Source organism: Prevotella sp. AM34-19LB (assembly GCF_003468525.1).
GTDB lineage: Bacteria > Bacteroidota > Bacteroidia > Bacteroidales > Bacteroidaceae > Prevotella.
The window spans coordinates 45197-56330 of record NZ_QSIG01000025.1 but is presented as its reverse complement, the minus strand read 5'-3'; the positions used below and the strand labels follow the sequence as shown (position 1 = coordinate 56330).

10 protein-coding genes and 1 tRNA gene are annotated in these 11134 nt (G+C 48.5%); 8 read left to right on the top strand and 3 right to left on the bottom strand.

The genetic code is table 11. The features are described 5' to 3' along the window. Nucleotides 1-276 precede the first annotated feature (276 nt). Nucleotides 277-365: transfer RNA gene (locus tag DW830_RS09270), tRNA-Ser, on the top strand. Between the two features lie 90 nt (nucleotides 366-455). Here the strand turns inward: DW830_RS09270 and trxB are convergent. From trxB to DW830_RS09255, 3 genes are all read right to left on the bottom strand, one after another. Beyond that, nucleotides 456-1388 carry a thioredoxin-disulfide reductase gene (gene trxB, locus DW830_RS09265; RefSeq protein ID WP_119249674.1) on the bottom strand — a complete coding sequence of 311 codons (933 nt, stop codon included), beginning with the start codon at nucleotides 1386-1388 and terminating at the stop codon, nucleotides 456-458. A 38-nt stretch (nucleotides 1389-1426) separates the two neighbouring features. Beyond that, the gene (locus DW830_RS09260) at nucleotides 1427-2011 is read right to left on the bottom strand and encodes a 7-carboxy-7-deazaguanine synthase QueE (protein ID WP_119249673.1); all 585 of its coding nucleotides are present in this window, start codon (nucleotides 2009-2011) and stop codon (nucleotides 1427-1429) included. A gap of 173 nt (nucleotides 2012-2184) precedes the next feature. Continuing rightward, nucleotides 2185-2550, bottom strand: a complete 366-nt coding sequence (locus DW830_RS09255; protein WP_119249678.1) for a 6-pyruvoyl trahydropterin synthase family protein — start codon at nucleotides 2548-2550, stop codon at nucleotides 2185-2187. A 214-nt stretch (nucleotides 2551-2764) separates the two neighbouring features. Between DW830_RS09255 and DW830_RS09250 the strand changes: the two genes are divergently transcribed. The 7 genes from DW830_RS09250 to DW830_RS09220 all read left to right on the top strand — a co-directional run bounded on the left by DW830_RS09250 (nucleotide 2765) and on the right by DW830_RS09220 (nucleotide 11128). Beyond that, entirely contained in the window at nucleotides 2765-3865 is a 1101-nt protein-coding gene (locus DW830_RS09250; RefSeq protein ID WP_117664005.1) for an AAA family ATPase, read from the top strand. A 14-nt stretch (nucleotides 3866-3879) separates the two neighbouring features. After that, on the top strand, nucleotides 3880-4623 hold the full coding sequence (gene kdsB, locus DW830_RS09245; RefSeq protein ID WP_119249672.1) for a 3-deoxy-manno-octulosonate cytidylyltransferase: 744 nt from the start codon (nucleotides 3880-3882) through the stop codon (nucleotides 4621-4623). A 217-nt stretch (nucleotides 4624-4840) separates the two neighbouring features. Continuing rightward, nucleotides 4841-6232, top strand: a complete 1392-nt coding sequence (tilS, locus tag DW830_RS09240; RefSeq protein WP_233544464.1) for a tRNA lysidine(34) synthetase TilS — start codon at nucleotides 4841-4843, stop codon at nucleotides 6230-6232. A 78-nt stretch (nucleotides 6233-6310) separates the two neighbouring features. After that, nucleotides 6311-8029, top strand: a complete 1719-nt coding sequence (locus DW830_RS09235; RefSeq protein WP_233544463.1) for a GH25 family lysozyme — start codon at nucleotides 6311-6313, stop codon at nucleotides 8027-8029. A 113-nt stretch (nucleotides 8030-8142) separates the two neighbouring features. Beyond that, nucleotides 8143-9015, top strand: a complete 873-nt coding sequence (locus tag DW830_RS09230) for an RNA polymerase sigma factor RpoD/SigA (RefSeq protein ID WP_089542470.1) — start codon at nucleotides 8143-8145, stop codon at nucleotides 9013-9015. An 8-nt stretch (nucleotides 9016-9023) separates the two neighbouring features. Continuing rightward, complete coding sequence (locus DW830_RS09225; RefSeq protein ID WP_119249671.1) at nucleotides 9024-10478, top strand: DUF5686 family protein; 1455 nt, start codon at nucleotides 9024-9026, stop codon at nucleotides 10476-10478. Continuing rightward, nucleotides 10460-11128: a DUF5686 family protein gene (locus DW830_RS09220; RefSeq protein WP_147487244.1), complete on the top strand. Its 669-nt coding sequence runs from the start codon at nucleotides 10460-10462 to the stop codon at nucleotides 11126-11128. The genes DW830_RS09225 and DW830_RS09220 overlap by 19 nt, the downstream gene beginning before the upstream one ends. Nucleotides 11129-11134 lie beyond the last annotated feature (6 nt).

Here is an 11134-nt window from a genome sequence, read left to right as displayed (position 1 = left end):
TGGGTATAGCATCAGGCAGCAATGCGCCTGTAGGGCAAAAGCTTATATCACTAGGTTTTGAAGCTTTCCTACAGGGCGTTTATTATAATGGCGTCATTACCCAGGGCGATGCCCTGGGCTAGGAGCTTCTGCCCTTTCAGGGCGTATGGCTGATTTAACAACAAATATTTACGTTAGAGGCTTGAGGGTTAATTTAGTTAAAATTTTCGTCCAATATTTTGTCGGTTCATCAAAAAGCAGTACTTTTGCATCGTCGTTGAAACAATATCAGACAAAGGAAGATTGGCAGAGTGACCGAATGCGCTGGACTCGAAATCCGGTATACCCTCTTCCGGGTATCGGGGGTTTGAATCCCTCATCTTCCGCGAAACTTTTCTCCATACAAAAAAATCCGCAGAGAGTTATTCTAAACTCCTGCGGATTTGTTTTTTATCTAACTTTTATAACTTCCGTGATTACAACTGCTGCAAATATCTGTCTGCCTCGATAGCAGCCTTGGCACCAGAGCCGGCTGCAACAATGCCCTGACGATAAACCGGGTCGGCAACATCGCCGGCAGCAAAGATGCCAGGAAGATTGGTGCTCGCAGTACCAGGAACCACCTTGATGAATCCCTGCTCATCCAAATCGATGAAATCCTTGAAGAGATCGGTGTTAGGCTTATGGCCGATAGCCAGGAAGAAACCATCGATGGCAATATCAAACTTCTCCTCGTTGGCCTCACCCATGTGGCGAACCAGATGAGCTCCCTCTACTCCATTCTCTCCAAACAAGCCGAGCGTATTGGTCTCGAAAAGAATTTCGATGTTCTCCTTCTCCTTTACACGCTTCTGCATAATCTCAGAAGCACGGAGATAAGGCTTGCGCACAATCATATACACCTTCTTGGCAAGACCGGAAAGATACATCGCCTCCTCGCAGGCAGTATCACCACCACCTACTACGGCAACCGTACGCTTGCGATAGAAGAAGCCATCGCAGGTAGCACAGGCAGAAACGCCCTGTCCACGATATTTCTCCTCATCAGCCAGACCAAGGTACTTGGCAGAAGCACCAGTAGCGATAATCACGGTATCAGCCTCGATCTCGTTGCCACTCTCATCGGTAAGATGATAAGGGCGGGAAGAGAAATCCACCTTTGAAATGCTTCCGTCACGCAGATCCGCACCGAAGCGGGCAGCCTGCTCCTTCATGTCCATCATCATCTGAGTGCCATCCACGCCATTAGGATAACCTGGGAAGTTCTCTACTTCCGTGGTGATGGTAAGCTGACCGCCTGGCTGCATACCAGAATACAATACAGGATTGAGACCAGCTCTACCTGCATAAATGGCAGCAGTATATCCCGCAGGACCGCTACCTATAATCAAAGTCTTTACTTTTTCCATTATATTATTATTGTTGTTTTATTATGATCTTATGAGATTTATCGGATACCCACAATCTTATGCATCTGGAGTGAAAGCTGCCATTCCGGATGCCGCTTCACATAGTCGATGCAGCCGGAGAGGATAAAGCGGTTGCGGGCATCATTGCCCACATCGCAAGGCTGCAGATACTGATAGGTGGCTTCCAATCCATAATTGCTTACTTCGTGGGCGCCATCAAAGACCAGTTTCAGCTCATCCACCTTCTTCAAGGCAAGTTCGCCGCCCTCCGTGAAGTCCAACTTAGGCGAACAGGTAATCCAGTCGATGCCCTCGGGAACCACGTGGGTGCCGTTGGTTTCCATCGAAAGATAATATCCCTGCTGATGCAGGAGACGGATGAGTTCCGCATCCACCTGCAGGGTTGGTTCGCCACCGGTAAGAACGATGAAGCGGCAATCGCCACCCTTTTCCAGGCACGCAGCCAGGATGTCCTCTGCGCTCATCTCCTTATATCCCTTGAAATCGGTATCACAGAAAGGACATTTCAGATTGCAGCCGCTCATACGAACAAACACGGCTGGCCTGCCCGACCATCTTCCTTCTCCCTGAAGGGAATAGAATATCTCGTTAACTTTATACATTTTTCCTTAATATTAAAAAGCTTTTGCCCTTACAGGGCGCATTGCTGATTGCGACTCTACCCAGGGCGATGCCCTGGGCTAGGAGCTTTTGGGCCTTCAGCCCGTTCTTGAACCACTTGGGGAACCACTTGCAAAAGCACTTGGGGATGTTCAACAAATTACCAGCTCCGATTTTAAGGAACCAGATGCTCGATTCCTCTGATTTTCTCCTCGTCAACCACCACGGCAGTATTGCCGAAGCTCTCCTGCACCGTAGCCTTATAGCACTCTGGGAAGAGATTCACGAGCCATCTTCCGATATTCTCGGCGGTAGGATTGAAATCAAACACCTCATTGAGATTGGCGTGATCCATCTTGCCATGCACCGCTTTCTTGACATGGGTAAAATCTATCACCATGCCATCCTGGTTCAACTCTCGGCCCACAAAAAAGAGTTCTATCTGCCAGTTGTGACCATGCAGACTGCTGCACTTACTCTCGTAACTGAGGGCAAGCGAATGGGCTGCTGATATTTCTAATTTCTTTGAAATGAAGTAAATCATCTGTTATTTCTTGTCTTATTTCTTGTCGTTTAACTTTGCAAAGATACATTAATTCATTTAGAATACAAAATAAAACCGAAAGTTTTTTTCTTTCTTAAAGAATTTATTGCTATCTTTGCACCCATAAAAGGAATGAGGGCGCTTGACGCATCCCATGACGCATCTGATAATAACAAAAAAGACGCATCTGATAATAACAAAAAATAAGATAATGAATACAATTAAGAAAATTGTACTTACAGGTGGTCCTTGCGCAGGTAAAACCACTGCGCTGGTAAAAATAATCGACCACTTCTCTGGCCTTGGATACAAGGTGTTTACGATTCCTGAGGTTCCTACCATGTTCACCCAGGCAGGTATGAACTATCTCACCAAAAACGAGAAGTTCTTCTTCGAGGGAGAAAAAGCTACCTTCCTGACTCAGATCGGACTGGAAGAAAGCTTCACCAAAATGGCGGAAACCATCGACAAGCCGGTCATCATCGTCTGCGACCGTGGCACGATGGATATCTCCACCTATCTGACAGAAGACTTTTGGAACCGCATTATCTCCGAGCAGGGATACACCAACACCCAGTTGCGTGAACGCTACGATGCCGTACTGCATCTGGTTTCTGCCGCAGATGGCGCTGAACAATTCTACACCACAGCCAACAATGCCCAGCGAGTGGAAAAGGCTGACGAAAAGGGATTGCAGATAGCCAGGGAACTGGACAAGAGAATCGTTTCCGCCTGGAAGGGCCATCCACATCTGAGAGTAATCAACAACCACGAGGACTTCAACAACAAGCTGAACCGTGTGCTCAAGGAGATCAGCAATGTGCTGGGTATTCCGCAACCTATCGAGGAGGAGAGAAAGTATATCGTGAAACTGACCGGCGAAGTGCCAAACGCCATCGACAGCGATATCGTTCAGACCTATCTTTCGGGAGAACCAGGCAGTGAGATCCGTCTCCGTCGCCGCGGATTCGAAGGTGGCAAATACGTATATGTTCACACCACCAAGAAGCGCGTAGCCGACAACGAACAGATTGAGACCGAGCGACAGATCAGCGCCAATCTCTACGAGAATATGCTCCAGCAGGCTGACCCTTACCGTGCTACCATCCGCAAGCACCGCAAGAGCTTTATCTGGAAAGGCCAGTACTTCGAGCTGGATTCATTCTCTGAGCCAGTAAAAGACCTGATGATCCTGGAAACCAAAGGCATCGCAAAACGCGAGAGCGTGAAGTTTCCTCCTTTCATCCAGGTGCTCGAAGACATCACCGGCAATACACATTATTACAATTACAACATCGCTCTGAAGCGATAATAAAAAAGAAGCTTATGAAATTTATCGGTATTATTCCAGCAAGATACGCTTCAACGCGTTTCCCTGGCAAGCCTCTTGCCATGCTTGGTGGCAAGCCTGTTATTCAGCATGTATATGAAAAGGTGGCTGCTGTTTTAGAAGAAGCATACGTGGCTACTGACGATGAGCGCATTTTCAATGCTGTGGAAGCTTTTGGCGGTAAGGCGGTAATGACCCGTACTGACCACAAGAGCGGAACCGACCGTATAGAGGAAGCCATCGAGAAGATAGGCGGCGACTGGGATGTCATCGTTAACGTACAGGGCGATGAACCTTTCGTGGCAAAGAGCCAGCTGGAAACCATCTGCCATTGCTTCGATGACCCAACCACCCAGATTGCGACCTTGGGCAAAGCGTTCACATCTATGGAGGCGGTAGAGAATCCAAATAGTCCGAAAATCGCAGTCAGCAACCAGGGCTTCGCTCTCTACTTCTCCCGCAGCGTCATCCCATACGTACGTGGCAAGGAGCGAGAGGAGTGGCTCCAGCATTTCCCTTACCTCAAGCATCTGGGCATCTACGCCTATCGCAAGGAAGTGCTCAGAGAGGTAACCCAGCTACCACAAAGTTCTCTCGAAATTGCAGAAAGCCTGGAACAGCTGCGCTGGTTGCAGAACGGATACAAGATCAAGGTGGGAACCACAGACGTTGAGACCGTGGGAATCGATACCCCGGAAGATCTCCAGCGCGCTGAGGAGTTTCTGAAAGAAGGACATTAAATAATTCTTCCCTTAAAGGAATTACTTTCTACCTTTAAAGGAAAATGTTTCTAGAGTTAGTAAAAATCTTCGTTCAGCGACGTTGAATCTCCATTCAGCGTCGTTGAATGCACGTTCAGCGACGTTGAATGTCGGTTCAACGATTTTGAACGGAACTTTCTTCTAGCCTTAAAAACAATTTCAACCGTACAGGTCGAAAAGATTCAGGAATATAGAAATGAACAAGATAGAAACGATTGTCAGAAACTATATCGTGCGCCACGGAATGGGAAAGCACGACGGCTCTTATATTGTTGCCCTCTCGGGAGGAGCAGACAGTGTGGCTCTGCTCCTGATTCTCAAGAACCTGGGGATGCCCATCCATGCAGCCCACTGCAACTTTCACCTGCGTGGCGAAGAAAGCGAGCGCGACGAACAATTCTGCGTAGATCTCTGCGAGCGTGAAGGCATCTGCCTGCATCGCATCCACTTCGATACCCTCACCTATGCCGAAAAGCACAAGGTGAGTATCGAGATGGCTGCCAGGGATTTGCGCTACCGCTATTTCGCTCAACTCGCCCGAGACATCGAAGCCGACGGCATCTGCGTGGCACATCACAGAGATGACAACGTGGAAACGCTCCTGCTCAATCTGCTGAGAGGTTCGGGGGTGGATGGGCTCGCTGCCATCGCTCCCAAAAACGGAAACATCCTGCGCCCCCTACTCTGCATCAGCCGTCAGGACATCCTGGACTATCTCGCAGAAAAGGGGCAAGACTACATGACCGACTCCACCAACCTGGAAGATGATGCCCTGCGCAACAAGATCCGCCATCACGTGATTCCGCTGTTGGAAACGCTGAACCCTGCTGCCAGGGAGAACATCGCCCAATCGGCTAGATACCTCAGACAGGCTAAGATGATGCTCGATGATGCTGTGGGCGTACCATCGCAGCCAGATGATTCCAGTACATCACAGCCCGATGATTCCGGCAATATCATAACCATCGGCAAGCAACTCGTGATGCAGGCGGCAAGTCCGGAGTTCATGCTCCATCAGCTCATCGGCTGCTATGGTTTTCATGGTGATACCATCGACGGCATCATAGAAAGTATGAACAGCCAGGACGGTGGAATAGGCAAGATTTGGAAAAGCAACGAATACATGCTTTGCATCGACCGCGAAAAGCTGCTCGTTACACCCCTGAAAGAAATGGATAACCTGCAGAAAGAAAGAGCTTTCCGCCTTCCGGAAGAAGGAAATTACAGTCTTGCAGGAAACACGAGAATCAGGATCCGACGCTACCCTCGCACAGCCGACTTTACGCCAAGCAAGGAAAGCCATCGCATCACCCTGGATGCCAATCAGGTAAGTTTCCCGCTCACCTATCGACTCTCCCAACAGGGCGACAGATTCAAACCTTTCGGCATGAAGGGAACGAAGCTGGTAAGCGACTATCTGACAGACCGCAAGCGAAACTATATGGAGAAAATGAGTCAACATGTACTGACCGACAAGACAGGCGAAATCATCTGGCTCATCGGAGAAAGAACATCAGACCACTGCAGAATCACCCCCGACACCCAATCCATCCTGAAGATAGAACTGGAGGTAAATCCAGAAGTCTAATAAAACAACAGATAAAACAAGAACTATAGATATATAGAAGATAAGGGAGAGAAAAGAAATATAGGAGGAATTGAAACAATGACAAACAACAGAAAGAAAGGCATCAGAATAGCTGGTGCCCTATTTATCATTTTACTTTGCGCCCTGGGATTTTGGACTTACCGCTGTCTGAATCCCACAAGAGAACAGGTGCAGGCAGCCAAAGCCAGAATAGAAGCCTACAGCTGCTATGAAATAAGAAGAAACGGCAAAACCATGCTGCGATTCGACGAAGATACCACCACACTGGCAGCAACCTTCATGAACCGCTGGGCACTCGTTCCTTCATGCCAGGGACGACTCGCTGCGTCCAACAATACCGACATCACCCGAAACCGCTATCAGGGACTCGATGCAGACAGTGTGCTGGTAGAGAAAGTGGATTCACTCGACAGTCTCTACAAGGATTCGAAATGGAAAGAAAGCGAGCTGGCATACTATATCCACTCCCACAGCGTAATGGATCTGGGATACAACAGAATCTGCGCCTTCGAAAACCGCGAGAAGGTGTTGAGAGATTCTGCCAAGAAGATGCTCGACTCGCTGCATCATATCCAGGGAAAAACGCCTTCTGACAAGTCAAACCAGAAAGACGGCAAACTGGTATTGGTACACCTTATTAAATATAAGGCATTCTACACCGATGAAAACGGCAAGCCCCGAAGCGAAGACTGCAAGCTCATCCAGACAAATACAGATGAAAGAAAAGGCAGACAGTACTGCCACCTCTTTCAGCTGGCATCAGAAACGACCCCTGACGGTATCTACGGCATTGCCCCCCGCACAGCCATCGGAATCGTAACCCTGCAGGGAGCTACCCACCGAGACACCATCAACTATGAACAGCGCCATGACTCACTGGGGTATTTCTCGGGCAGCTACGACAGTCTCTACCAGGCAGAAGGCTACGGCACCTGGATAGGCCACGACGGTTCCTACTACGAAGGAGAATGGAAGAATGGAGAAAGAAACGGATGGGGATTCAGCATCTCACCCAAGAAGCCTCTGAGAGTGGGCGAATGGAAGAAAGACAAATACAAGGGAGAGCGACTGGTATATACCTCACAGCGAATCTATGGCATCGACATCTCGAAATACCAGCACATCAAGGGCAGAAAGCGATATCAGATAAACTGGAAGAAACTGCGCATCACGCATCTGGGAAACATCAGCAGAAAGACCGTGGCAGGCAACGTAAACTACCCGATCCGCTTCATCTACATCAAGAGCACAGAGGGTAAATCAATCGTGAATCCTTACTATAAGAAAGACTATAGCGCAGCTCGCGCACATGGCTATAAAGTAGGCACTTACCACTTCTTCAGCACCAGGACTCCAGCTGCTGCCCAGGCGAATCATTTCCTCAGACACAGCTGCATCAGGAGAGGAGATTTCCCGCCGGTTCTCGACCTGGAGCCATCGCATAGCCAGATCAGCAAGATGGGAGGTCCGGGCGTTCTCTTCGCAAGAGTAAGAACCTGGTTAAGACTGGTGGAAAGAGCCACGGGCGTAAAACCAATCCTCTACATCAGTCAGATCTTCGTAAACCGGTATCTGCCTGCAGCACCTGACCTGAAACGTGACTATAAAATATGGATTGCCCGCTATGGCGAATACAAGCCAGACATCCACCTGGTATATTGGCAGCTATGCCCGGATGGCCGTGTGGCAGGCATCCACGGAGCCGTAGATATCAATGTATTCAATGGCTATCAAGATGCATTCACAAAATTCTCTCAAAATGAGGTAGTTAGATAAAATATCGAAAAATCAAGTATTTTTAGTTAAATTATGTTGTAGAAAAATACAACCTATCACATTTTTTACTAACTTTGTGGAGTTTAGTAACAAAATTTGGGGGTAGGATCATCATGAGACAACTTAAGATACAAAAGAGCATAACCAATCGAAATAGTGAAGCACTTGATAAATATCTGGTAGAGATCGGCAGAGCGCCAATGATCTCTATAGAGGAAGAGATAGAGCTGGCACAGCAGATAAGAAAGGGAGGTAGAGTTGGCGAAAGAGCTAAGAACAAATTGGTAGAAGCCAACTTGAGATTCGTGGTGTCTGTGGCAAAACAGTATCAGCATCAGGGACTCACACTCACCGATCTTATTGACGAAGGCAACATCGGACTCATCAAGGCTGCAGAACGCTTCGATGAGACCCGCGGATTCAAATTCATCTCCTATGCTGTATGGTGGATTCGCCAGAGCATCCTCCAGGCAATAGCAGAACAGAGCCGCATCGTGAGACTGCCTTTGAACCAGGTGGGTTCGCTCAACAAGGTAAACCAGGAAATCAACCGATTTGAGCAGGAAAACCAGCGCCGCCCTAGCGTAGAGGAACTGTCTGCCCGCACCGGTGTAGATGAAGATAAAATCTCTCAGAGTATGATGGCTAGCGGTCATCATGTAAGCATCGATGCACCATTCGGCGAAGACGATGACAACTCGATGGCAGACGTAATGTCGAGCGGAGATGACAGCCGTACCGACAAGCACGTGGATCATGAGAGTATGGCTCAGGAGCTGAAACAGGTTCTCAACAAATGTCTGAAGGAAAGAGAGCGCAAGATCGTATGCGCCTGCTTCGGTATCGACGAGACCGAGAAGGGGCTGGAAGAAATAGGAGACAAGATGGGATTGACACGCGAAAGAGTTCGACAGATCAGAGAGAAGAGCATCACCAAGCTCAGAGAATCCGGCAAGATTGGTATCCTGATGAAATATCTGGGATAAAGATAAATATGAAGATACAACTGATTCGCATCATAGCGGCTATCATCCTTTTGACTATCAGCTTTCCTCTGGCAACAGATGCCAGAAAAGTGAAGACTAAAGACGCCATCACAGACTCTGTGATGCAGCGTATCTTCTGTTATGCCCAAAAGATAGATACCACGGGAAGAGGAAGCCATTCGAGCTATGCCTACACCAAATTCCAGATGCGTACCAACAAGCGAAACGCCACCCTGGCTCTCGTTCCTACCATGTACGCCATCTCCTACGGAGCAGGCAGAAAGTTCATCAGCGAATTCTACAACCGCATCGAAGTGAATGAGAAGGGAGCACCTGTCATCCACCGACTGCTCAATCTCAGTACCATTCCACACCGCAAAAGTACGATGAGCGCCGCGCTCAACTACATGACGCCGAATGTGTATGGAGAAAACCTCTTTCAGGAGAACATCCTCTCCCCTTTCCATCGTTCCAACAGACGATACTACAAGTACTCCGTCACGCCACTGCTCTATGGTATGGCTCAGGTTTACGCCTACCCACGCATCAAAAACACCCAGCTGGTAGAGACCAGGGCGATCGTCCGCATCCAAAACGGACAGATTCAGATGTGCGACTTCGAGGGAGAATACGATATGACCCGTTTCTACATCTCCGTAACGATGGGCAAGGAAGGCTTCAAGTCGCTGGGACCTGTCAAGTGTGACATGCGCGCCAACTTCAGTTTCATGGGCAATAAGATTACCGGGAAATACACCACCATATATGATCTGCCAAAAGTTCTGGAAGATACTATCAGGAATAGCGCAGATACCGCCATGATGTCAAAAGTACGCCCCATCAAGCTGAATACCGATGAGGAAATGATCTATCGCATCTATTACGGCAGACAGGAAGAGCGAAAAAGGAAAGCCGCAGCACTGGGAGAAAAAAAGAAAGATTTCGCAAAAGATGTGCTCTGGGAAATCGTGGGCGATAACCTGCTGAACAGAATTTCCAGCGACTTCGGCAAAAAGCAACAGGGCTATTTCCGCATCGACCCATTGTTCAATCCATTATATATGGGATATTCGGAATCCAAGGGTGTGGTGTATAAGTTCAAGATCAACGCACAGTATGCCTTCAATGACAACATCAAGCTTTCTGCCGGAATAAAAGGCGGTTACAGTTTCCGCCAGCATCGTTTCTACTACAGAATTCCTGTCAAATTCAGCTACAATACCCGTCACGAGGGTTATCTGCAGCTGGAAATCGGTAACGGCAACCGCATCAATACCAACAAGCTGGCTCGCCAGGCGTTGGGATACATGGATCCGAAAGACAGCATCGGAGGTTTCTCGCCAGCGGAGATACCTTCTCTTCTGCTAGGAAAATCCACCTTTACGGAATTCAAGGATAATTACATGCGACTCACCAACACTGGCGCATCTCCCCACATTGGGCGATGGAACTGGGAATGGTAGCGCACAACCGCATTGCCATCCGTCCGGACTTCTATCAATCCATAGGCTATCCGGATAAATACAAGTCTGTGGCTCCTGCCATCGGAATAGAATGGAGACCGAAAGCAGAGAAAGGCATCGTGCTGAAACTCGACTATGAGCAAGGTTTCAAAAACCTGCTGGGCAGCAACATCGACTACGGAAGAGCAGAGTTTGATGCCCAGACGATACTCTATTCTTCCCGCAGGCAATCGTACTCGATGCGTTTCGGAACAGGTTTCTATACCCGAAGAGGAGCACACTGGGACTTCGTTGATTACACCAACTTCCACGACAATAACATTCCGGGAGGCTGGAACGATGAATGGTCGGGCGATTTCGAACTGCTGTCGTCTTACTGGTATAATGCCAGCAACTATTACCTGCGTGCCAACTTCACCTATGAATCTCCGATGATTCTTGCCGCCTGGCTTCCGCTGATAGGCAGATATGTAGAATCAGAAAGACTCTATACCAGCGGTCTGGTGGTAAAACACCTCTACCCTTATACAGAATGGGGCTATGGTGTAAGCACGCGTCTGATGTCGCTCGGCTTCTTCGCAGCATTCAGACAGGGAAAGTTTGATGGCGTAGGCTGCCGCTTCGGCTTCGAACTCTTCAGAAACTGGTAGAATCCG

What these genes read in the sequence shown, in the direction of transcription:
- DW830_RS09250 (WP_117664005.1), top strand. Translation starts at nt 2,765, where the DNA reads ATGAATACAATTAAGAAAATTGTACTTACAGGTGGTCCTTGCGCAGGT.
- DW830_RS09260 (WP_119249673.1), bottom strand. Translation starts at nt 2,011, where the DNA reads ATGTATAAAGTTAACGAGATATTCTATTCCCTTCAGGGAGAAGGAAGA.
- DW830_RS09220 (WP_147487244.1), top strand. Translation starts at nt 10,460, where the DNA reads ATGGAACTGGGAATGGTAGCGCACAACCGCATTGCCATCCGTCCGGAC.
- DW830_RS09230 (WP_089542470.1), top strand. Translation starts at nt 8,143, where the DNA reads ATGAGACAACTTAAGATACAAAAGAGCATAACCAATCGAAATAGTGAA.
- tilS (WP_233544464.1), top strand. Translation starts at nt 4,841, where the DNA reads ATGAACAAGATAGAAACGATTGTCAGAAACTATATCGTGCGCCACGGA.
- DW830_RS09235 (WP_233544463.1), top strand. Translation starts at nt 6,311, where the DNA reads ATGACAAACAACAGAAAGAAAGGCATCAGAATAGCTGGTGCCCTATTT.
- kdsB (WP_119249672.1), top strand. Translation starts at nt 3,880, where the DNA reads ATGAAATTTATCGGTATTATTCCAGCAAGATACGCTTCAACGCGTTTC.
- trxB (WP_119249674.1), bottom strand. Translation starts at nt 1,388, where the DNA reads ATGGAAAAAGTAAAGACTTTGATTATAGGTAGCGGTCCTGCGGGATAT.
- DW830_RS09225 (WP_119249671.1), top strand. Translation starts at nt 9,024, where the DNA reads ATGAAGATACAACTGATTCGCATCATAGCGGCTATCATCCTTTTGACT.